Source organism: Streptomyces sp. NPDC088252 (assembly GCF_044740965.1).
Taxonomy (GTDB): Bacteria; Actinomycetota; Actinomycetes; order Streptomycetales; family Streptomycetaceae; genus Streptomyces.
The window spans coordinates 14,343-36,503 of sequence record NZ_JBIURS010000025.1 but is presented as its reverse complement, the minus strand read 5'-3'; the positions used below and the strand labels follow the sequence as shown (position 1 = coordinate 36,503).

General features: G+C 70.4%; 16 protein-coding genes and 1 pseudogene. 5 read left to right on the top strand and 12 right to left on the bottom strand.

The window, feature by feature from the left end; all coding sequences use genetic code 11:
* Positions 1 to 23: 23 nt before the first annotated feature.
* The 3 genes from ACIOHC_RS35110 to ACIOHC_RS35100 all read right to left on the bottom strand — a co-directional run bounded on the left by ACIOHC_RS35110 (position 24) and on the right by ACIOHC_RS35100 (position 5,420).
* Positions 24 to 1,130, bottom strand: a complete 1,107-nt coding sequence (locus ACIOHC_RS35110) for a DUF1996 domain-containing protein (protein ID WP_351084022.1) — start codon at positions 1,128 to 1,130, stop codon at positions 24 to 26.
* A gap of 27 nt (positions 1,131 to 1,157) precedes the next feature.
* The gene (locus ACIOHC_RS35105) at positions 1,158 to 3,101 is read right to left on the bottom strand and encodes a discoidin domain-containing protein (protein WP_401845489.1); all 1,944 of its coding nucleotides are present in this window, start codon (positions 3,099 to 3,101) and stop codon (positions 1,158 to 1,160) included.
* A 123-nt stretch (positions 3,102 to 3,224) separates the two neighbouring features.
* A complete protein-coding gene (locus tag ACIOHC_RS35100; RefSeq protein ID WP_401845486.1) occupies positions 3,225 to 5,420 on the bottom strand; it encodes a discoidin domain-containing protein in 2,196 nt (731 codons plus the stop codon).
* Positions 5,421 to 5,590: 170 nt separating this feature from the next.
* Between ACIOHC_RS35100 and ACIOHC_RS35095 the strand changes: the two genes are divergently transcribed.
* On the top strand, positions 5,591 to 6,610 hold the full coding sequence (locus ACIOHC_RS35095; RefSeq protein WP_351084027.1) for a LacI family DNA-binding transcriptional regulator: 1,020 nt from the start codon (positions 5,591 to 5,593) through the stop codon (positions 6,608 to 6,610).
* 399 nt (positions 6,611 to 7,009) lie between these two features.
* Here ACIOHC_RS35095 and ACIOHC_RS35090 read toward each other — a convergent pair whose 3' ends face one another.
* The 4 genes from ACIOHC_RS35090 to ACIOHC_RS35075 are packed head-to-tail and all read right to left on the bottom strand — an operon-like array spanning position 7,010 to position 11,619.
* Entirely contained in the window at positions 7,010 to 8,401 is a 1,392-nt protein-coding gene (locus tag ACIOHC_RS35090; protein ID WP_351084028.1) for a GH1 family beta-glucosidase, read from the bottom strand.
* Between the two features lie 35 nt (positions 8,402 to 8,436).
* Entirely contained in the window at positions 8,437 to 9,276 is an 840-nt protein-coding gene (locus ACIOHC_RS35085) for a carbohydrate ABC transporter permease (RefSeq protein WP_351084061.1), read from the bottom strand.
* A 34-nt stretch (positions 9,277 to 9,310) separates the two neighbouring features.
* Positions 9,311 to 10,303, bottom strand: coding sequence for a carbohydrate ABC transporter permease (locus tag ACIOHC_RS35080; protein ID WP_401845481.1), 993 nt, complete (start codon positions 10,301 to 10,303; stop codon positions 9,311 to 9,313).
* Positions 10,304 to 10,314: 11 nt separating this feature from the next.
* Positions 10,315 to 11,619, bottom strand: a complete 1,305-nt coding sequence (locus ACIOHC_RS35075; protein WP_351084032.1) for an extracellular solute-binding protein — start codon at positions 11,617 to 11,619, stop codon at positions 10,315 to 10,317.
* A gap of 136 nt (positions 11,620 to 11,755) precedes the next feature.
* Between ACIOHC_RS35075 and ACIOHC_RS35070 the strand changes: the two genes are divergently transcribed.
* Positions 11,756 to 13,099: an ROK family protein gene (locus tag ACIOHC_RS35070; RefSeq protein WP_401845479.1), complete on the top strand. Its 1,344-nt coding sequence runs from the start codon at positions 11,756 to 11,758 to the stop codon at positions 13,097 to 13,099.
* A 613-nt stretch (positions 13,100 to 13,712) separates the two neighbouring features.
* Here the strand turns inward: ACIOHC_RS35070 and ACIOHC_RS35065 are convergent.
* Positions 13,713 to 15,935 carry an RICIN domain-containing protein gene (locus ACIOHC_RS35065; protein WP_401845477.1) on the bottom strand — a complete coding sequence of 741 codons (2,223 nt, stop codon included), beginning with the start codon at positions 15,933 to 15,935 and terminating at the stop codon, positions 13,713 to 13,715.
* A gap of 47 nt (positions 15,936 to 15,982) precedes the next feature.
* On the bottom strand, positions 15,983 to 17,341 hold the full coding sequence (locus tag ACIOHC_RS35060) for a lectin (RefSeq protein WP_401845474.1): 1,359 nt from the start codon (positions 17,339 to 17,341) through the stop codon (positions 15,983 to 15,985).
* Positions 17,342 to 17,712: 371 nt separating this feature from the next.
* Here ACIOHC_RS35060 and ACIOHC_RS35055 point away from each other — a divergent pair, with 371 nt between their 5' ends.
* Together ACIOHC_RS35055 and ACIOHC_RS35050 are read left to right on the top strand one after the other, a co-directional pair.
* Positions 17,713 to 18,372, top strand: coding sequence for a hypothetical protein (locus tag ACIOHC_RS35055; RefSeq protein WP_351084040.1), 660 nt, complete (start codon positions 17,713 to 17,715; stop codon positions 18,370 to 18,372).
* A 52-nt stretch (positions 18,373 to 18,424) separates the two neighbouring features.
* Positions 18,425 to 19,075 (top strand): annotated as a pseudogene (locus ACIOHC_RS35050) (replication-relaxation family protein); the annotation flags it as partial.
* A 141-nt stretch (positions 19,076 to 19,216) separates the two neighbouring features.
* Here the strand turns inward: ACIOHC_RS35050 and ACIOHC_RS35045 are convergent.
* Entirely contained in the window at positions 19,217 to 19,900 is a 684-nt protein-coding gene (locus ACIOHC_RS35045; RefSeq protein ID WP_401845471.1) for a hypothetical protein, read from the bottom strand.
* 342 nt (positions 19,901 to 20,242) lie between these two features.
* Here ACIOHC_RS35045 and ACIOHC_RS35040 point away from each other — a divergent pair, with 342 nt between their 5' ends.
* The gene (locus tag ACIOHC_RS35040; protein WP_351084044.1) at positions 20,243 to 20,752 is read left to right on the top strand and encodes a hypothetical protein; all 510 of its coding nucleotides are present in this window, start codon (positions 20,243 to 20,245) and stop codon (positions 20,750 to 20,752) included.
* Here ACIOHC_RS35040 and ACIOHC_RS35035 read toward each other — a convergent pair.
* Positions 20,729 to 21,112: a hypothetical protein gene (locus ACIOHC_RS35035; protein ID WP_401845469.1), complete on the bottom strand. Its 384-nt coding sequence runs from the start codon at positions 21,110 to 21,112 to the stop codon at positions 20,729 to 20,731. The two genes, ACIOHC_RS35040 and ACIOHC_RS35035, sit on opposite strands and share 24 nt — an antisense overlap.
* Positions 21,109 to 21,723, bottom strand: coding sequence for a hypothetical protein (locus tag ACIOHC_RS35030; protein ID WP_401845468.1), 615 nt, complete (start codon positions 21,721 to 21,723; stop codon positions 21,109 to 21,111). The genes ACIOHC_RS35035 and ACIOHC_RS35030 overlap by 4 nt, the downstream gene beginning before the upstream one ends.
* Positions 21,724 to 22,161 lie beyond the last annotated feature (438 nt).

Here is a 22,161-nt window from a genome sequence, read left to right as displayed (position 1 = left end):
CCGGGCCGTGTACGGGCGAGGGGTCAGGGCAGGCGGTGGTCCGCGTCCAGGACCGCGCCGCGCTCAGGGTGGTTCTCGTCGTAGCCGCGGGTGTTGCACTGGAGACCGCCGACGACGCAGTGGTCGACCAGGGCCTTGAGGGTGCGCTCCTCCCACGCGTTGAAGAAGTCGTAGTGGAAGGAGTAGCCGCGGCCGCTGGAGAGGTGGACCTGTGACATGTCGCCGTTGACCGGGAAGGCCATCTTGAACTCGATCATCGGCAGGGCGACCGGGTGGGAGGCCGGGCACACGTTGTCGTTGGTGCCGGGCTTGACCACCGGGTAGGCCATGTGGCTCTGGTGGTCGGGGGTGTCGAGGTACAGGCCGTTCCAGCAGCTGGGGGCCTGGAAACGGATGTTCAGCTGCACGTCGGGCCGGCTCGGACAGCTCGCCGGGAAGTCGACGTTGAAGAAGCTGTCACCGCATTCCCAGCCCTCGACGAAGCCCTTGTGGCTGCGGAACTCCTGGGCGCTCTGCATCGGACTGCCGACGACGTACCGCAGCCCCTTGGGGAAGGGACGCACGCTCCGGTAGTCGGTGACGCCCGACTTGTAGTAGATGACCTGCGGGCCCACGGGCAGGATCTTCTGGTCACCCTTGAACAGCGAGGGCATCCAGTACGCCGAGGAGTCCGCCGGCGCGTTGCACGTGGTGGGTCCGCCCGTCAGGGAGGCGGTGGTGGACTGGGCGTTCGTGGACGTGTTGCCCATGAACGTGTGGTCGTGGGAGGCGCCCGCCTGACCGGGGTAGACGATCGGGTCGTCCGGCGCGGTGTGGGTGACGGAGCAGTTGGCCTGGAACTCGTGGAAGTAGGCCGCCGGCGGTGTCGCGTGGGACGGGACGACGTCCGTGACCTGCGGGACTGCGGGGATGTAACCGTCGCCGTCGGCGTCGTCCGCCGAGGGGAGCGCGGAGGCCCCCATGACGTGGCCCTTGGCGGCACCCGACGCGTGCGCCCCGTGGGCGCCGGCGGCCGGGGCGGTGGTTTCCCCGTGGGCGGTGGCGGCGGTGTAGGTGTCGACCGTCAGGGCGGAGACTCCCAGGGCGGCGGCGAGCAGGAGGGCGGACAGGGTCCGGCCGCGGATTCTCATCGTGATCTCCTCGTTCTCCTCAGGGGGTCAGCTGTAGATGCCGAACTCGTAGAGCGAGTAGCCCCAGCCGGTGCCGCGTGCGGTGAGCTGGAGCCGGACGTTGGAGGCGGGGCAGGGGCAGTCGCCGTAGGAGGCCTGCGAGGAGGAGGCGGTGGTGGGCCGGTTCAGGGCGATGTTGGTGCCGGCGACGGGCGGGGCGACGACCTTGACGGACTTCGTCTCGATGCCGGCGTTGCCGCGGCCGTCCTCGGCCTGGACGTACACCTTCCACACGCCGAGCTTCTTGGGGGCTGTGACGGCGAAGGCCCCGTTGCCGAGGGAGCGGTACTGCGCGTCGATCAAGCGCTTGTCGCCGTTGGCGTAGTTGCCGCTCAGGTAGATCTTGGTGGTGACGGGGTCGCCGTCGGGGTCGCGGACGTCGGCGCGGACCGTGAACTCACCGCCGGCCGGGACGGATCCGGCGGGGGTGACGGTCATGCCGCTGATGACCGGCGGGGTGTTGTCGCCCTCGACGGAGCCGGTGTACGCCTTCTTGAGGGCGTAGTACGACAGACGCTTGAGGCCGTCCGGGATGAGGTTGAACCAGACGCCGCCGAAGTCGTGTTCGGTGCCGTAGTGGAAGACGGTCGCGCCGAGGGCGACGCCCCGGTGGCCGGTGACGCAGTTCCAGGCCCGGGTGTAGCCGTCGGCCTTCTGGACGTCGCTGGGCTCGTCGGGGACGCCGTTGGCGTCCTTCGGGGTCTCCCACTCACCGGCGGGACCGGTCTCGGTGATGATGTAGGGCTTGGTGTAGCCGCCCTCGACCCAGTCCTGCTGGACCCCGCACACGTCGCCGTATGCGTTCATCGAGTAGAGGTCGAGGTCGGGCGCGTTGCGCTTGTAGTAGGGCCAGGCCCCCGTCCAGGCGTCCGTGGAGGTGACGGGGTGGTCGGGGTCCATCGAGTGGATCTTCTTGGCGACGTCGTTGACGAAGGTGGTGTACGCGTCGCGCTGGGCCTCCAGCTCGGCGCCGCCGTAGCAGTTCTGCAGACCGAGGACGGACTCGTTGCCGACGTTCCACATGAGCGTGGCCGGGTGGGACTTGTAGGTGTCCACCCACTTCGCGAACTCGGTGAGCATCGTGTTCTTGTACGCGGTGTCCGTCACGTAGTTGACGCATCCGCCGGAGCCCGGCCCGCCGCCCGGCTGGAGCCAGAAGCCGTTGATGACCTTGACGCCGTTGGCGGCCGCCGCGTCGAGCAGCGGCTTGGTGGTGGCGTCCGTGCCCCAGGTACGAACGGTGTTGACGCCCAGGGACCGCACGTCGGGCATGTAGCGGGGGGCGTCGGACATCGCCGGGCCCCAGGTGACGCCCTTGACGGTGTACGGCTGTCCGCTGACGGTCAGCTGCCAGTTCCCCTGGCCGCCGGTGACCCGGACGGCGCCGCCCGGCTCGGGCTGGGCGGTCCCGTCGCCGTACACCCGGAACTCCCACAGGGAGTAGCCGTAGCCGGTGCCCCGGGTGACGCCCTGGAGGCGCACGTAGCGGCCAGCGCCGCTAACTGCCAGTTCATCGGTGCCCCCGTCGCCGTCGGTCACGGACCTGACGGTGCGCCAGTCGGTGCCGTTGTCGGAGAGCTGGATGTCGTACGCCTTGCCGTAGGCGCCCTCCCAGTCGAGGACGATCCGGCTGATTTCCGCGCGGGTCCCCAGGTCGACCTGGATCCACTGGGCGTCGCTCCACTGGCTGGCCCAGCGGGTCCCGGTGAGGTCGCCGTCGAAGGCGGCGGACGCCTTCCAGGCGTCTCCCTCGACGGAGGAGGCGGTGGCGGTCTTCCCCTGGGAGAGAAGGGTCTCGGCGGCGGAGGTGGGCGCCGCGCCCAGCATCGTGGCCGAGGAGGCGAGCAGGGCACCCAGGGAGACGAGTGAGCCTGTCGTGCGGGCGCGGTCACGTGCGCGCCTTTGTGTCGTGGGGGCGGTGGTCGCGGTCATGGAGGCTCCTGGACGGAGGGGGGAGGGGATCGCCTTCCGGGCGGCGCGGCGGGGACCGGGCGCCGCCCGGAAGGGGTGAGGGGGCCGGGAGGTGCCGGACGGGCGTGCGTTCCGGCGGGACCGTCAGGGGAAGGACACGACGGTGGACGGCACGGTCGAGGTGCCGGCGGGGACCGTGGACGCCCCGGTGTCGTTGATGACGTGGTTGTAGTGGCCCATACCGCCGAGGGACACCACCAGGAGGCTGTGGAACTTCACTCCCGGCTTGACGGGTGCCTTGAAGCCGTGGTCCTGGCGGATGTTCGGGTCCACGTCGTAGTTGCAGTAGCTGCCGAGGCCCCATGCCTCGTGGGTGTTCACGGAGTCGTCGACCCGGTAGGCGGCGTACCCCTTCGCCGCGCCGTTCTGGATGGCGGCCTGGTCGGGGGCGTCGTACGCCTTCTCGTTCTGGTAGAAGATCGTGCGTCCGCGCTCGCCGTACCACTCGACGTCGTACTTGTTGAAGTGCTCGACGAACAGTCCGGTGGCGAGGACGTCGTCGCCGTTGACGCGGACGCCGTAGTCGGCCCGGTTGGTCTCCCAGCCGACGCCCTCGCCGTGGTCGGCGCGCCACACCCAGGTGTGGTCGATGATGGCGTCGTCGCTGTTCACGACCATGCTGGTGGTGGCCTTGCCGGGGCCCGCGCCGCCGATGCGGATGTACACGTCCTGCACGGTGGTGGGGTTGGCAGCGTGGTCGGCGGAGGAGTTCTGCGGGCCGAGCTCCAGCAGGACCGGCGAGTTGACGGGGCCGGCGTCGATCAGGAAGCCGGCGAGGCGCACGCCGTCGACGTCGGCGACCTTCATCGCGGTGACGCCGTTGTCCGGGATGATCGTGGCGAGGCCGAGGCCGAGGACGATGGTGTTGGCGCGGTTCACGTCGATGGTCTGGTCGATGTGGTAGACGCCGGGCGTGAACAGCAGGTGCAGGCCCTGGGCCAGCGCACGGTTGATGGTCGCGGCGGTGGCACCCGGCTTGACCACGTAGAACTGGCTCAGTGGGATCGACTCGCCCTGCGGGGTGCCGCTGGCCCAGCTGGTGCCGCGGGCGTTGGTGCGCTTGGCGGGCGCGAAGACCTTGTACTCGTTGCCGTCGAGGTACAGGTAGGGCTTCTCGCGGGAGATCGGGGTGGTGTCGAGCGTGGTGTAGCGGGGCTCCGGGAAGGAGGTGGCCGGAGCGCCCTCGACCCCTGAGAAGACCTGGTTCCAGACGCTGTTGGACCAGCCGCCGATGGAGCTGTCCCGGGTGTACCACTGCTGCTGCGAGTAGTTGCCGATCTGGCCGTCGACCTTGGAGTCGGCGATGTAGCCGCCGCTGGCCCAGCCGTAGCCGTTCGGGGCGAGGTTGAGGCCGCCCTTGACGTGCATGCGGCGGAAGGAGGAGGCCTGCGAGACGGCCCAGCGGTCGGTGCCGTTGACCGGGTTGAGGGTCAGGCCCTCCGCGCCGCGCCAGAAGTTCTGGGTGGCGTTGCCGTTGAACCATCCGGCGTCGACGGTCACGTCGCCGTTGATGGTGGTGTCGCCGGGGCGCAGGCCCAGGCCGGCGATCTGCGTGTAGAAGCCGATCTGGGCGTTGAGCCCGTCGTATGTGCCCGGCTTGAAGAGGAAGGCGTGCCGGCCGTTGCCGAACTGGGCCGACTCCTGCTCTTGGAAGACCTGGTCCAGCTTGGCCTGGATGCCGGGCGTGGAGGGGTCGAAGACGTGCACGTTGGGGCCGAGGTCGCCGCCGCCGGGGAGGGTCGGGCCGCCGTCGTCGGTGGAGCCGTACACCTGGAACTCCCAGAGGGAGAAGCCGTATCCGGTGGCCCGGGTGTGGCCGTTCATCCGGATGTAGCGGCCGGTCCCGGAGAGGGGGACGTTGTCGGTGCCTCCGTCGCCCGCGGTGACCGAGGTGACGGTGCGCCAGTCGGTGCCGTTGTCGGAGGCCTGGATGTCGTAGCTCTTGCCGTAGGCGGCCTCCCAAGTGAGGACCGCGTGGCTCAGCGTGGCGCTGCTGCCGAGGTCGACCTGGATCCACTGGGCGTCCTGCCAGGCGCTGGCCCAACGGGTCCCGGTGAGGTCGCCGTCGACGGCGGCGGAGGCGGCGAACGCGTCGCCCTCGATGGAGGAGGCGGTCGCGGTCTTCCCCTGGGAGAGCAGGGTGGGGGCTGCTTGTGCCGTCGTGGCGGGGCCTAGGGCGAGCAGGCCGCCGGCCAGTGAGGTGACAAGTGCGCCGACGGCGGCCCGGCGGACGCGTGAGGCGGGTCGCCGGAAGACCGGCGGGGACCCGACGGAAGACATGGGGGTCTCCTCTGGATGCATGGGGGAAACATGGGAGAGCGCTCTCCCGAACCTTGCCTGCAGGGCGAGTTGACGGTCAAGGCGTATGGCACGACTTTTCTTTTGGCTTTCATTAAGTATCGACACGAACCCGCACGGGCCTGTGACAACGTCGCGGATACAGTGCACGGGTGGGGAATCGAGGACCGACACTGGAAGACGTGGCACGCGAGGCGGGGGTGTCGCGCGCGACTGTGTCCCGCGTCGTCAACGGTGTGCGCAACGTGGCTCCCGACATCCAGCGCAGCGTCCGCGACGCCATCGCCCGCATTGGCTACACGCCCAACCAGGCCGCCCGCTCCCTGGTCACACGGCGCACCGGAACAGTCGCCCTCGTCCTCTCCGCCACCGGCAGCGGCTTCACCGCCCGGGTGTTCTCCGACCCGTTCTTCGGGCGGGTCGTGGACGGCGTCCTGCCGGTCCTGCGCGAGCGCGCGATCCAGCCCGTGCTCCTGGTCGCGGAGTCGGAGCAGGCCAGGACCCAGCTCGTGGAGTACCTCGGCCGGGGCGGCGCCGACGGAGCCCTCGTGGTGCCGCTGGACGAGGACGACCCGCTGACGGCGATGCTCGTGGCGGCGGGCCTCCCCACGGTGCTGTTCGGCCGTCCCCACGACGGCGAGCGGATCGGCTTCGTCGACTTCGACAACGCGGCGGGCGCCCGGCTCGCCGCCGAGCACCTGTGGGCCACCGGCCGGCGGCGTCCGGCCACGATCGCCGCGCCGGCCACCGCCCCCACGGCCGACGAACGCCTCGACGGCTTCCGGAACGTGTTCGTGGCCCACGGGGTGACGTCGGTCCCCTTCGTACGGGGGCGGTTCACCGTCGACAGCGGCCGACGGGCCATGGCGAGGCTCCTGGAGGAGCACCCGGAGACCGACGCCGTGTTCGCCGCCAACGACCTGATGGCCCGGGGCGCTTGCCAGTACCTGCGGGAACACGGGGTCGACGTCCCCGGAACGGTGGCCGTCGTCGGCTTCGACGACTCCGTGGCGGCCCGCCGGGCGCGGCCCCGGCTGACCACCGTGCGCCAGCCGGTCGAGGTCATGGCGGCGGCGATGGCGGGGCTCCTGGTCGAGCGGATCGAGTCCGGCGGCGCCGAGCCCGCCTCGAAGGTCTTCGAGCCGGTGCTCGTCGTCCGCGAGTCCACCTGACGGTGGGGATCCGGGCGCCCGCTCCGGCTGCGAGGCGGTGGAAGAGCGCCTCGGTGCCGGGGAGCGCCCGCTCGTGGGTGAGGGCGGGGGCGGTCGCCGGGGGCGGTCTTCAGCACCAGGGGTCGCCCGTCGTCGAGTTCGAGCAGCCGGGCGGAGCTGTACTGCCCGCCGCCGAGGTCGGTGCCCCGGAGGAGGGCGACCGCGCGGAGGGCGCGACGCAGCCGTTCGGCGGTGAGCGCGTCGGCGTCGTCGGAACCAGGGGAGGGGAGGGGACGGCACGGGTGCCATGGGACGCTCCTGCGCGGAAGCCGGGGAGGGGGTGGCGGCCGCCGGGACTCGTGAAGGCCGCCCTGGCTGAGACGGGGCGGCCTTCATGACGGTCATGACGGGGCGCTCACGTCAGCCGGCCGTCGCCTCCCGGTGGGCGCGGACGATGTCCGCGTACCGGCGTCCGCTCGTCTTCACGGTCCGCTTCTGCGTCGCGTAGTCGACGTGGACGAGGCCGAAGCGCTTGTCGTAGCCGTAGGCCCACTCGAAGTTGTCGAGCAGGGACCATGCGTAGTACCCGGCGAGCGGGGCGCCCTTGCGGACGGCACGGGCGCAGGCCGCGAGGTGCTGCTCTAGGTAGCGGGTGCGCTCGGGGTCGTGGACCTCGCCGTCGGGGCCGACGGTGTCGGGGAAGGCGGAGCCGTTCTCGGTGACGTACAGCTTCCGCACGCCGTAGTCCTCGGTGAGCCGCAGGAGGAAGGCCTCCAGGCCGCCCGCGTCGATCTGCCAGTCCATGCCGGTGCGGGGCACGTCGGGGAGGCGGACCTCGCGGGCGTGCGGGACGGGGCCCGAGGGGTCGTCCGCGACGGTGACCGGGAAGTAGTAGTTGAGGCCGTGCCAGTCGAGGGGCGCGGCGATGGTCTCCAGGTCGCCGGGCCGCTCAGGGAGTTCGACCCCGTACAGCTCGCGCATGTCGGTGGGGAAGCCGCGGCCGTAGACCGGGTCGAGCCACCAGCGGTTGGAGTGGCCGTCCGCGCGGGCGGCGGCGGCGACGTCCTCGGGCCGGGTGGAGGCCGCTTCGACGGTGGAGTGGTTGGTGACCAGGCCGACCTGGGCCCCGGGGGCGGCGGCACGGATGGCCTGGGTGGCGAGGCCGTGCCCGAGGAGGAGATGGTAGGAGGCGCGGACGGCGGCGGTGAGGTCGGTGAGGCCGGGGGCCATGCGGCCCTCCAGGTGTCCGATCCAGGCGGAGCAGAGGGGTTCGTTGAGGGTGGCCCACTGGGTGACCCGGTCGCCGAGGCGGTCGGCGACGACGGAGGCGTACGCGGCGAGGTGTTCGGCCGTGCCTCGCTCGGTCCAACCGCCGTGGCTGTCCTGGCCCCGGTCCTGGAGGGCCTGCGGGAGGTCCCAGTGGTAGAGCGTGACGGATGGGGTGATCCCGGCGTCGAGGAGGCCGTCGACCAGCCGGTCGTAGAAGTCGAGCCCGGCAGCGTTGACGGGTCCGTCGCCGCCGGGGACGACGCGCGGCCAGGCGAGCGACAGCCGGTAGGCGTCGGTACCCAAGCCCTTCATGAGGGCGATGTCCTCGGGCCAGCGGTGGTAGTGGTCGCAGGCCACGTCGCCGGTGTCGCCGTTGTCGATGGCGCCGGGGACGCGCGAGAAGGTGTCCCAGATGGACGGGGTCCGGCCGTCCTCGGCCACGGCGCCCTCGATCTGGTAGGCGGAGGTTGCCGTGCCCCAGGTGAAGTCCGGAGGGAAGGCCTCCAGGTCGAGCGGGGTGGGGGAGTCGGTGGATTCGGACACAGGGAACCTCTTCGTGATCGGTGTGGAGAGGGACGTCACTTGACCGCACCCGCGGTGAGGCCGGCGACGAGGTAGCGCTGGAGGAGCAGGAAGCCGACGACGACGGGGACGCTCACCACCAGGGAGGCGGCCATCACCTGGTTCCAGTACACGTCGTTCTGGGTGGCGTAGCCCTGGAGGCCGACGGCGAGCGTGCGGGTGGTGTCGTTGGTCATGACCGAGGCGAAGAGGACCTCGCCCCAGGCGGTCATGAAGGCGTAGACGGCGACGGCGATGATGCCGGGCGACGCGGCGGGGACGATGACGCGGAACAGCGCGCTGATCGGCCCGCAGCCGTCGACCTTGGCGGCCTCGTCGAGCTCGCGCGGGATCGAGTCGAAGTAGCCCGTCAGCATCCAGATGGAGAACGGCAGCGAGAAGGTCAGATAGGTGAGGATGAGGCCTTCGCGGGAGCCGAAGAGGGCGATGCCGGTGGCGTTGCCGATGTTGACGTAGATGAGGAAGAGCGGCAGCAGGAAGAGGATGCCGGGGAACATCTGGGTGGAAAGGACCGTCACCGTGAAGACCCGCTTGCCGCGGAAGGTGTAGCGGCTGACGGCGTACGCGGCGAAGACCGCGACCGCCACGGAGAACACCGTGGCCGCGCCCGCCACGACGATCGAGTTCACGAAGTAGTCGGCGAGCGGGACGGTCTCCCAGATGTCGAGGTACGGGCGGAGCGTGAGCCCGGAGGGGATCCACTCGAACTTCCCCGAGACGTCCTCCAGGGGTTTGAGCGAGCTGGAGATCATCACGTACACCGGCAGGACGACGAAGCCGGTGAGCAGGGTGAGGAAGATCCGCCGGGTCCAGAGGAAGGAGCGGGGCGCCGCCATGGGGGAGCGCGGTGCCGTTTGCCGGGATGCGTGCTCAGACATCAGAGGTCTTCCTTCCGCGGCTGGTGAGCAGGAGGTAGACGCCGGTGACGACGAGGAGGAAGAGCAGCAGGAGCACGGACATCGCCGAGCCCGTGCCGAAGTTCCACGTCTGGAAGGACGACTGGTAGATGTGGAGCGAGATCAGGTCGGCGGCCTCGGGCGCCGCCTTGCCGAAGAGCACGAACGGCGTGTTGAAGTCGTTGAACGTCCAGAGGAACAGAACGAGCACGAGGACCTGGTTGACGGAGCGCAGCGACGGCAGGGTGATGTGCCGGACCTGCTGCCACACGCCGGCGCCGTCGAGCGCCGCCGCCTCGTACATGTCCCGGGGGATGTTCTGCAGGCCCGCCATGACGGTGAGGAAGGCGAAGGGCCAGCCCTTCCACACGGAGACGATCAGCAGGGCCCAGAAGCTGTTGTCCCCGATGAGCCAGAAGGCGGGGCTGTCGCCGATGCCGAGCTGGTCGTGGAGGACGTGGTTGATGAGGCCGTTGTCGCGCTGGAACATGAACGCCCAGGTGATGACGGCGGCGTAGACGGGCAGCGCGTACGGGACGAGGAACAGGGTCCGCAGGAAGCCGCGGCCGCGGAAGTTCTCCTGGAGGAAGATCGCGGCGGCCGTACCGAGGAGCCAGCACAGCCCCATGGAGAGCACGGTGAACAGACAGGTCGTCAGGAAGGACTTGAGGAGCGCCTGTCCGACGGGCGCGTCGAAGTCGATCGCGACCGTGTAGTTGTCCAGACCCGACCAGGGGGCCTCGCCCCAGTTCCGGATGTAGAACTGGGTGAGCTCCTTGAAGCTCATGGCGATGCCCATGAGCATCGGCACGAGGTGGACGAGGAGTTCGAGGAGCAGGGCGGGCAGGAGCAGCAGGTAGGGCAGTGCGATACGGCGACGCCCGGAGCGGCGTGGAGCGCGTGCCTCTCCGGGTGTGGCCTTGCGCACCGCCGGCTCGGTCGGGTGAGCGACGGCGGTTTCGGTCATGGTGGGGCGGCCTACTTCTTGGGCATCTGCTGCTGGGCCTTTTCGAGCTTGGCCTTCACGGACTCCGTGGTGACCGGGCGACCGGCGGCGGCGTCGGCGAACAGCTCCTTGACCGCAGTGCCGACGACGGTCTCGAACTGCGACTCCTCGGGCACCTGCGGCAGGGCCGCCGCGCTGGTGGCGAGGGTGTCACGGATGACGGCGAGCGACGGGTCGGCGAAGGCGGGGTCCTTCTGGGCGCTCTTGACCGGCGTGACCGATCCGTAGGTCTTGTTGAGGAGGATCTGCTCCTTGTCGCTCGTCATGTACTTCACGAACTTCAGCGCGCCGTCGAGGTTCTTGGTGTTCTTGAAGACGGCCAGGTTGATGCCGGCGACCATCGAGTTGGTCTGGGCGCCCTGACCGGGCTTGTCCGACGGGACCGGGGCGGGGGCCACACCCCACTCCTCCGGGCCCATGCCCTGCGAGGAGAAGGTCTGCGACGGGGTCTGCCACAGGACCATGCCGGTCTTGTTCTTGGCGAAGTCGCTGAGGGACTGGTTCTGCGCGTACTCGGCGTTGCCAGGGGCGACGATCTTCTGCGCGGCCATCAGGTCGATGTACTGCTTGACGGCGGCGACGGCTCCGTCGGAGGTGAAGTCGGGCTTGCCGTCGGCCGTGAAGAAGTCGGCGCCGTGCTGCTTGCCGAGAACGAAGACCTGGTGAATGTTGTTGGAGAGGTTGGAGCCCTCGACGCCGATGCCGGACTTGCCGCCCTTGCTGAGCTTCTTGCCGGCCGCGATCACCTCGTCCCAGGTGGTCGGCGGCTCGGCTATGCCCGCGTCCTTGAACATCTGCTTGTTGTAGTAGAGCGCGTAGGCCATGGAGTAGAGCGGGACGGCGGCCGGGTCCTTGCCCGGGGCGCCGGTGGAGCCGAGCGCGGAGTCCACGAAGCGGTCCTTGCCGCCGATGGCCTCCAGGTTCTTCGCGTCCCAGGGCAGGAGGGCGCCGGTGGACTGGAGCGAGGCGCTCCAGGTGTTGCCGATGTTGAGGACGTCGGGGCCCTGGCCGGAGGTGGTCGCGGTGAGGATCCGGTTCAGCAGGTCGGACCACGGGATCACCTCCAACTTGACCTTGATCCCGGTCTCCTTCTCGAACTGGTCGATCTCGGGCTGCAGAACCTTCTTGTCGACCTCCAGGCTGGCGCCCTGGTTGGAGGCCCAGTAGGTGAGGGTCTTCGGTGACGACTCGCTCCCCTCACCGCCGCCGCAGGCGGTGGCGGTGAGGGCGAGGGAGAGGGTGACGGCACCGGTGACAGCGGCTCTGATTCTGCGCATGGCTCCTGGGCCCTTTCGGGGACGAGGGGGCGTGCCGATGGGGGCGGGCTTCTGGGGGCCTCGCCGCGACATCGGCTTAATTTAGGATGTGAGTTAAACCCCATGAGAAGGTCGCGTCAAGGCCGGCGCTGCGGGTATGTTGCAAGGAACCACTCCAGAGACGGGGACCAAAGTGCACGCAAGAACTGGCCGTACGGTGCGTGACCTGCGGCGCGAGAACCGCACCTCCGTTCTGCGCAGGCTGTACTTCGACGGCCCGATGAGCCGCCTCATGCTCGGTCGCGCGACCGGCCTCAGCTCGGGCTCCGTCAGCAACGTGGTCGCCGAACTCGTCGCCGACGGCCTTGTCGAGGAGGCCGGCAGCGTCGACTCCGCCGGCGGCCGCCCACGCACCCTCGTCCGGATCACCCCGGCCAGCGGCTTCATGATCGGCGTCGACATCGGCGAGACCCGGGTGCGGATCGAGCTGTTCGACCTCACTCTCACGGAACTCGCCCGCGCCGAACGTCCGCTGGCCTGCTCGGGACCCCGTACGGCCCGCTACGACGTCGACCTCGTCGTCGACCACCTCCGCGAGGGCATCGCGGAGGTGCTGCGCACCGCGGACATACCCGCCGACCGCCTCATCGGGGTCGGCATCGGCGTCCCCGGCATCGTCGCCCACGACGCCGAGGACGGCGCCGTCGTGCACGGCCAGACCGTCGGCTGGGACGGCGTCCCCTTCGAACGCCTCCTCCGCGCCGCCGTCGACCTGCCCGAGTCCGTCCCCTACTGGATCGAAAACGGTGCCAAGACACTCGGCCAGGCCGAGATGTGGTTCGGCGCCGGCCGCGGTGCCCGCAGCGCGGTCGTCGTCCTCTTCGGCTCAGGCGTCGGCGCCTGCGTCCTCACCGACCCGATGGGGCCCGGACGGGCCCTCGAATGGGGGCACTTGACCGTACGGGTCCGGGGGCGCCGGTGTCGCTGCGGCGCCCAGGGCTGCCTGGAGGCGTACGCGGGCGCCGAGGCCCTCCTGGAACGGTGGCGGGAGGCGGGCGGACAGCCCCCGTCCGGGGCGGACGAGGAGACGGCGCTGACCGCGATGCTGGCGGTGGCCTACCCACAGGACCCGGGGACGGAGCCCGACGCGACCGCGCTCGCCGTCCTGGCCGAGACCGCCGAGTATCTGGGCGCGGGCTTCGCCGACCTCATCAACCTCTTCCAGCCCGAGCGGATCCTCGTCGGCGGCTGGGCCGGACTCCAGCTCGGCCCCCGCTTCCTGGAGACCGTGACCGGCTACGCGAAGGAGTACGCCCTCCGCTACCCGGGCAGCCGCACCTCTGTCGGCCTCGGCACCCTCGGCCCGGAGGCCGTCACCGTCGGCGCGGCCCTGCTGCCGCTCGTCGACTTCTTCGCCCAGGGCGGCCGGCGCCCCGAGAGCAAGCCCGGCATCCCCGCCCCCGCCTGGCAGTCGGCCCTCCAGGACCGGGTCTCCCCCTGAGCCCGCGCCGCCGGTGGGGCCCGTGCCCGGTCCGTCGCGCGGTGACGCCGACGTATGGTCCGCCCCTGCGCGACCCGCGCCGCCGCCGACCTCGACCCGGACCGCCGGGCCCCGGCACGCGGGCCGGTGCGCGCGCCCGCGCACCGCGCCCGGACCCGAGGCGCACTCCGCCGGCCGTCGCGGGCGGGTGAGCCCGGTGCACGGGGCCCCGCCGGACGGGACCACGAGCGCCGGGAGCGAGGACGTCTTCGCCGACGGCCGGGACGGCCCGCTCGCCCCTGCCCCAAGCCATGGTCGGGGCACGGGTGCCCGGTCTTCGAGCACAGACCTTCTCTGCTCGGACCGTACCGGAGTCACCTGGATGGCCATCGTGTGGATGCAGCGCTGCCGTACGTGAGCACGGCCATCGGACAACGCCCGTCCATCGCCTCGTCCAGCACGGCGACGTTGTCGGCCCGGGGACGCGGCGCCCATGTCGTCATGCGGCAGCCCTCCTGGTAGGCGCGCAGCAGCGTTACGGCGTCCTGGGTGCGCAGGAGGCGGACACATGAGAGGGGCCAGAAGGCCCCGCAGCCCGGGCTGCGGGACCTTCGCCCGTCCTGACCCGGGACGGTTACGGGTAGCTGGTGAGGTTCGCGACGTTGTTGGCGGAGTTGGACGGGCCTCCGGTGTTGTTGATCACGCGGCTGATAGTGCCCGTGCCACCGAGGGAGACCGTGACCATACTCGTGAAGCGCACGTTCGGGTTGTTCGGTGCCTCGATGGCGCGCGCGGCGGTCACGCCCGGGTTGACGTTGAAGTAGCAGTAGCTGCCGAGGCCGTACGCCTGGTGGCTGGTGACGGAGTCGGCCACCTTGTAGGCGGCGTAGCCCTGCGTCGAGCCGTTCATCCAGGCCGCCTGGTTGGGCGGGTCGTAGGGCATCTCGTTCTGGTAGAAGTACGTCCGGCCGCCGTTGCCGTTCCAGACGGTCTGGTACTTCTGGTAGTGCTCGACGAACAGGCCGTACATCGTGACGTTGTCGCCGTTCACCACGAGTCCGGTGTCGCCGGTGTTGCTGCTCCAGCCGACACCGCTGCCGTGGTCGGCGCGCCAGATCCACATGTGGTCGCCGATGACGTTGGCGCTGTTGACGACGAGGCTGGTGGTCGCCTTGCCGACGCCCGCACCGCCGACGCGGAAGTACACGTCGTGCAGGGAGGTCGGGTTCGCCGCGTGCGAGGCCGCGGAGTCGCGGGGGCCGACCTCCAGCAGCGTGGGGGAGCTGGTGGTGCCCGCGTCGAAGAGGACGCCCGCGATCTTCACACCGTCGACGTCCGCGACCGTCATCGCCGTGACCCCGTTGTCCGGTATGAGCGTGGCGAGGCCGAGGCCCAGGACGACGGTGTCGGGCCGGGTCACCCGCAGGGTCTGGTCGAGGTGGTAGACACCGGGGGTGACCAGGATGTTCTGGCCCGCGGCCAGGGCGGCGTTGATCTGCGCGGCGGTCGCGCCCGGCTTCACGACGTAGAAAGTGTCCAGGGACAGCGAGGTGCCGGCGGCGCTGCCGCTCGCCCAGCTGGTCGCGGTGGAGTTGGTGCGCACCGCCGGGACGAACACCTGGTAGGCGTCGGCCCCGTCCACGTACAGGAAGGGCTTCTCGCGGGTCACCGGGCTCTGCGCGACCGTCGTGTGCGGCGGGTTCGGGAAGCTGGTGGCGGGCACGCCCTGGCTGCCGACGAAGACCATGTTCCAGTTGGACCCGGTCCAGCCGCCGAGCTGCGCGTTACGGGTCAGCCACTGCTGCTGACTGCCCGAGTTGACACGACCATCGATCTTGCTGTCGGCGAGGTAGCCGCCGCTGGACCAACCGCCGTCGTCCAGCGCGAGGTTGCCGCGCAGGTGCATCCGGCGGTACGAAGCCGCCTGCGAGACCGCCCAGCGGTCGTTGCCGCCGGTCGGGTTGACTGACAGGTTCTCGGCGCCGCGCCAGAAGTTCTGCGTGGCGTTGCCCTGGAACCAGTCGGCCTCCGCGTGGACCGCGCCGTTGACGGTCACCGCGTCGGGGGTCAGGCCGAGGCCGAGGACCTGGGTGTAGAAGCCGACGTTGACGTCGGCGCTGTAGGTGCCCGGCTTGAACATGACGGCGTAGCGCTGGGAGCCGAACTGGTTGGTCTCCTGCTGCTTGAAGATCGAGTTCAGTCTGCTCTGGATCGTCGACGACGACATGGACGGGTCGAAGACGGCCACGTTCGGGCCGAGGTCTGCCGATCCTGCGGGCGGGGTCACGGGGGCCACCTGGAAACGTTGGGCGGCGGTGCCGTTGCAGGTGTACTGCACGAGCTGCACGCTGTCGGCGGTCGAGGCGGCGGGGTCGTCCAGGCACTTGCCGCTGTTGCGGTTGACGAAGTGGTAGGCGCCGCCACCCTCGTCGACGGGCAGCCACTGCTGGTTGGCGCCGCCGCCGTAGGTCCACAGCTGGACCGGGGCGTTGTCGGCCGTGGACACGTTCGTCACGTCCACGACCTGGCCGGCGTCGTTGCGGTTGTTGATGCGTACGTAGCCGCCGTTGGTCGCGGTGAAACTCCACTGCTGCGCGGTAGAGTCGTTGCAGGTGTACTGCTGAACCGTCGTGCCGTTGGCGGTGCCGGCGGCGCGGGCGTCGAGGCACTTGCCGCTGGCCGCGTTGACGACGGTGGCCCAGTCGATGGGCAGGGCGGCGGCTACGCGCGGGGCGGACGCGCCGGCGTCCGCGGGGGTCGCGGCGCCCGCGGGGGCGGCCGTGAGGAAGGACGCCGCCGCCACGGTGACCAGGCTTGCGGCCAGGTATCTGGTGGCGGGGCGTGAGAGTCGGAACACGGGTCCTCCTTGCCGAACGGGTCGGACGATGTGGATGGGGGATGCGGTCAGCCGGTGTAGGCGGCGAAGACGCGCGTGTAGTCCCAGGCGGACTGGCCGACGCCGGAGCAGCTGTCGGCCGGGCCGCCGGTGCAAGGGCGGTCGCGGTTGGCTGACCAGAAGGTCAGACGGGCCAGGTGGTGCTGCTGGGCGTAGCCGAGGATGGTACGGAAGTCCGCGACCGTCACCGTCTCGTTCTGGTCGGTGATGCCGTTCATCGACGAGATGCCCATGGTGCGGTAGGCCTGGTCGTCGCTGTAGCGGTACGCGTTCTTCAGCGCGTTCTTGAGGCCCTCGGCGGCCTGCACGGTCAGGTTGCCCATGTTCCGGCCGGCACCGCCGAAGTCGAACGGCATGATGGCCCAGGCGTCGACGGCCAGGCCGGAGGAGGCGGCCCGGTCGATCAGGCTGGTGTCGGGGCCGCTCTGCCCGGTGCCGATGGTGACGTACACCTTCAGACCGGGGTTGTTGGCCTTCACAGTCCTCAACGCGTCGACCGTGCGCTGCTGGACCGTCGGGTTGCTGTAGGCGTCGGCCTCGAGGTCGATGTCGATGGCCTTCAGCCCGTAGGCGTTGATCACCTTCTGGTACGCGGCGGCGAGTTCGCCCGCGCTGGAGCAGGAACTCTCCAGCTTGTTGCCGCTGTAGCCGCCGAAGGAGGGGATGATGTCGCCGCCGTTCGCGCGCACGGTGTTGACGGTCTGCTGGTCGACGCCGCCCGTGAGCGGCCGGCTGCCGTCCCACTGCGGGTTGCAGTAGCCGTTGCTGAGAACGAAGGCGAGCGTGAACCACTTGACGCCGGTGGCGTTGGTGATCGTGGTCGGGCTCGGCGGGCTGCCCCAGCCGTTGTAGAGGTAGGGCGCCACGGCCATGGACGTGGCCGGCGGGGGGCCGCTGTCCGCGACAGGCGCGGTCCACTTCTGGTTGCTCGCGCCGGTGCAGGACCAGATCTGGGCTCGGGCGCCGTTGGCTGACGACCTGTCGGTGACGTCCAGGCACTTGTCGGCCTGCTGGTTGACGATGTCGCGCGCGGCGGTGACGGTCCACTTCTGATTGGCTGCGCCGGTGCAGGACCACAGCTGGACCTTTGCACCGTCGGCGGTCGAACCGCCGGTGACGTCGAGGCACTTGCCGAGGGCGCGGAGGGTGCCGTCGGAGCCGACCGTCCACTGCTGGGCGGCGGTGCCGTTGCAGTCGTAGAGCTGCACGGCCGTGCCGTCGGCCGAGCTGGCACCGGCGACGTCGAGACACTTCCCCGCCAGTCCGGTGATGGTGCCGGTGGCGGCCTGGGCGGGGCCGGCCATGAGGAGGCCGGCCGAGAGGGTGAGTGCGGCGAGGGACGCGACCGCGAGCAGAGGTCTGGCCATGGGGGGTGATTGGCCTTTCATGCCAGGGGAACGCAGTCCCAACACCGCTGTGCGGTAAGAGTGTTGAGTGCATTCCAAGGACTTTGTTTAAGGCGTGAAAATAAAGGTCCGGACCATCGTCGTCAAGAGGTGAAGCAACACCTGGGTTGCAATCGCCTCGATCCGCATGAGTTGAACATCAGGCACCCCACGGACGTGCGTTGTCCGGAAGACGGCCGCGCGAGGCGTCCGTGCGGCCCCGCGGACGGCGGAAGTGCCTTTCCCTTGCCGCATCAAGCAACGTTCGCCCTGTTCCGGTGGGTGAGTTGTCGCCTGGTAATGTCGCCCTCTTCGGCTGGGGGCAGCCTGCTGGGGTCTTGACGGGATGCACGGTGACTTCTGCAGATGACGATGTCCTCGCCGCAGCGGTGGCGAGGGTCGCGAAGACCTTCGGCAGTGTGACGGCTCACGCAGACGAGAGCGGCTGCGGCCGGTGCTTCGACGAGAGTGAGGTCGAGCGGCTGCGGACTCCTGGCGTCCCGCTCCCGAAGGGCCTTGTCCGTCGGATCGCGCAGAAGGATCCCTTCCACTGGGATGACCAGCCCGCGATCATTCGACGGGTCCTGCCGCAGCTCGTCGTGGTGCTCGCCGAGGGCACGGCCGAGTCCGATCTCATGGCCCGTGGACTGGCCGCGGCAGGCTGGTCGCAGTGGCCCGACGAGCAGGCTGGCGCAGTGGCCGGTTTCCTGGAGGCATGGTGGACCCAGACCCTGCGGACGGAGCCACCGCCCGTCTCTGTGTGTGCGGTGTTCGAGAGCTGTGTGACCGCGAGCTCCTCGGTCACTACGTGGCTGGCCCGCTGGGAGGCGGAGATGAGCCGGGTCGCCCGCCGTCACCTGGCTGACAGCGTCGGTTGGTGGCGGGAGGAGCTGACGTCCGATGCTTCGCCCTTCACCTGGTGGTGGGGAACCGAGGCGGAAGAGCAAGCTGCCTGGCACGTGATGAAGACATGGCTGGCCGGTCAGGCCCAGGCAGCCGTGGTGCGGGCCTGACCGGCAGTCGTGAACGCAGGCGCAGTCGGATTCAGGCGACGGTCGGCGGTCGTACGTGCGCAGGGCGATGAAGAGGCTGGCGGAGTTCGGGCTGGCGGAGACGAACGGCAAGGTGGGCAAGCACCAGATCTGGAACCTCACCCGGGAAGGGCAGAAGGCTCTGGCCGACGGCAACGAACTGCCTCCCCGACCGAAGGCCGGCACCGGAGCGAAGGCCGTTCGAGCCGGGTTCGGTCCGCACGGCGTCGCGGTGACGGACATGATCCTGGCCTTCGGCGGCCGGAAGTATCTGACCGACTGGCAGGTGGAGGTCAACCACGCCATCAAGGAGACCGGTCTGAGCTTCAACACCGACGCCGTCCTCGCGCTGCCGACCAAGACCAGCGAGGCGCGCCTCTTCGAGCTCGACAACGGCACCATGTCGCAGGCCCGGCTCGCCAAGGAGGTCTGGGACTACGAGCACTACGCCAGGCACCGCGTCTGGGAAGGCGCCCGCGGCACGATCGGCGGAACGTACCCGTTCTGGCAGCGCCACCGCTACACCCGCTCCCAGACCTTCCCGCGGCTGCACGTCGTCCTGGCGGGCAAGGAAGAGCACCTGCTCGACAACCGCCTCCAGGCGCTCGCCGCCGACGTGAAGGGCATCACCGTCGCGGTCTGGGTGAACACCCCGCCCCGGCTCCAGCGCGGCGAGCCCTGGTAGGAGATCGGCGTCGACGACCCATACCGGCGCCGGGCTCGATACCCCGAACCGGCGGGCCGCTGAGGCAGACCTGCCGGAGACGAGGACGCTTCCCCACGCAACAGCCGTGGGAGAGCGTCCTCGCGGACCGCACCGCGTCGGTCAGGCCGGGGCGGCCTGCTGCGCCAGCGCAGCGAGTGGGGAGCGCCGGCCTTTCTCCATCGCGCGCAGTTGCTGCCAGTCGACCTCCGGGTGCGCGGGGACGACGGCGTCGACGGACGCCGTGGTGTGGAGCGCGACGTCGACGGCCCCGGCCCGGCTTGTGCCGAAGCGGACCTCGATCGACTGCGGCGAGCGGACCCAACCGAGCCGCACCATCCAATCGAACTCAACCCTGCGCACCCCAAGCCGGGTGGCGGCCTGCTCAGGCCCGAGCGGGGTGTCGGCGGCGACCAGGTCCGCCAGGTCCTCGCGCTGGCAGACCTCCGCGACCTGGCCGGGGCGGTGCAGCGTCCCGTCCGGGTTCGCGCTCAGGTCGACCAGCAGGCCGCGGTCGACGAACCGCCGGACCACGAAGGCCGTCACGTTCGCCTTCTCGCCGATCACGTTCGGGGTGCCGAGTGCGTCGGCGATCCGGTCGGCCGCCGCGCCGCCGGAGATGGGCGGGGAGGGCATCGCGGCCCGGAGGGCGTCGGCGTCCAGCGCCTCCACAGCGGCCCGGGACCACTGCCACGAGGACGCGTCTGGTTCGGGGACAAGGCCGGTGTGCCGCGCCCACCGGAAGGTGGCTGCGGGCACCTCCAGGCGCTTGGCGGCCTGGCTCGCGTCGCACTCGGTTCGTCGCATGAGATCACCTCTCGCTCGTTCGCCGGAAGCGGCGAACAAAACATGGCAGAACACATGAAAAGCTGTCAATACTCCTTGAAAATGGGCAAGTTGGACGCGTACCGCTAGAACTGCGCCCGCGTACGCGAGGGAAAATCACCCGCCCGGGCGCCACTGCGAGCGCCGACCGAGCCGCCCGCCATCGAGGAGGCGACAGACGCCGGGCCGCCGGTGACCGCCCGCCCGGCGGGACGGCTCCCGAAGTCGCCGCGCCGCCTGGCGGGATGACGAGGGCCACGGCGCGCACTGCGCCCTGGCCACGGCGTACTCAGGTGCTCCGATGCCATCAACCGGAAGGCAGCCATGAGGCTCAGCAAGCAGCAAGAGAAGGAAGCGACGCCGGCGAACTATGGCTACCCGGGAGACCTGTGGTACGCGATGGCCCGTCTCCACGCAGCCCACCCCGAGCCGGTCGGCCACAGCGTGCCGTTCGAGCGGCCGTCGGCGCTGCTGTCGATCGCGGAGCCGGACGATCTCGTCCTCGCGGCGCGGGTGGGACTGTCCGGGAAAAAGACGATGGGCCACCTTCACGACCTGATCGATACGGTGACGCGCGGCCTCGCCGGGGGCAGTCGGATCGGCGACTTCGCTCTCGTGCCCGACGTCGTGCTGGAGGTCATGGTCGGCAAGCGGCATGAACTGGCGCTGCACACCGGCCACGTCGCAGGCCTCACCCAGCTCCTGCGGGACTCCCTTGGCACTCTCGGTGCCCGCAGCACACCAGGGGGCGGCCAGTGCTTCCACTGCGAGGGAACCGGGCGTGCCCGCCCGCTGTGGGAGCGGTCGCGGTCAGCCGGCTACGACGTCGCGTAGTTCCCGCACAGCGCGCTCGCGGTGGTGCTGGGCGGGGATCGCCTCGAACAGGTCCAGGGCGCGGCGGCGGACCAGGCCGGTGCGATAGTCCGCGGGCAGCGCCGTCAGGGCGTCGACCGCATGGCGGCACGCCTGCTCGGTGTCGCCGTCGTGATGGGAGCACGCCGCCGCGTCGATGTTCAGCAGAGTGCGCGTCATGGTGCTGGTCGGCGCGGACAGTTCCAGGGCGCGCTGCTGGCTCTCCCGGGCGCGACGGGTGTCCCCGAGGGTGGTGAAGGCGTGGCTGAGGTGGACGTGGTGTTTCTGCTCGTCGTACGTCAGCCAGGTGTCCGACCGCTCGGACTCGGGGAGCCGGCTCATGAGGGCGTCGGCAGCGGTGAGCGCGGCGCGGGCCTGCTCGCTCTGGTGGTTGAGGGCGTAGGTGCGGGCGGCGACGGCGGCCGCCAGCACCGCGGCGGCGGTCGGCCGGGTGCCGGCCGCCTCCGGGCCTGGTCGGCGAGGTCGGCCGCTGCCCTCGGAGCGCCGTAGTTGAGCGGCACCATCGCCTCCCGGGCGAGGACCCAGGCGTGCAGCTGCTGGTCGCCGGATTCGGCGGCGGCCCGGGCGGCGGTGGCGAACCAGGCACGGGACTCCCGGCGGCTGCCCAGATCATGTAAGACGATCGCGGTCATCCCGGCCATCTGCCCGGCCGTTCGGCACAGCCTGGCCCGGACGGGTGCGGGCTGCGGGACGGTGAGCAGCGGGCGCAGGGTCGTGAAGTCGGTGACCAGGTCGGCCAGAACACGGGTGGGCGCCTGTCCGTGGTAGCCGTATCCGTAGCTCTCGGCTGCGGCCTCGAGGTCGGCCAGGTCCTGGGGAGCCTCGGGGGAGAGGGTCTGGTCGACGTCGGTCCGGGCGGCGGTGAGCGCGGCGAGGGCCGGAGCGGTGAGGCCGGCGGCCAGCGCGCCACGCAGCAGGTTGCGGCGCTTCATCGGATCTTCTCCATGGTCGGACTCCGTGCTGAGAACGGCGGTGTCTTCCCAGGGTTGCGCAGCAAGGCCCAGTAGGGCACCGGGAATGCGCAGTCCGCCGGCGATTCGCTCGACAGTCGTGAGGGCGGTGACAGCTGTGGTGCCCCGGGCGATCTGGCTGACCCGCTCGGCTTTCAGCGCGCACGCTTCGGCGATCCGGTTGAAGGAGATCCCGGTTCGCGCAGGGCCCGGACGAACGCCGGGTTGGTCAGCAAGCGGTGCGGCACTTGGGCGGGTGACGGCGGTAAGTCGTCCACAAGTCCCCCAGAACGCTCGTGGAATGACAGTGTGTCAGCCCAACGACCATACCCACCGTGGGGGCCCCATCACGGGGTTATCGCCCGCATGGTTCGCGGCTGTACTGGCGGTGTCCGTGGCCGTGCCGTCCAGGGCCCGGCC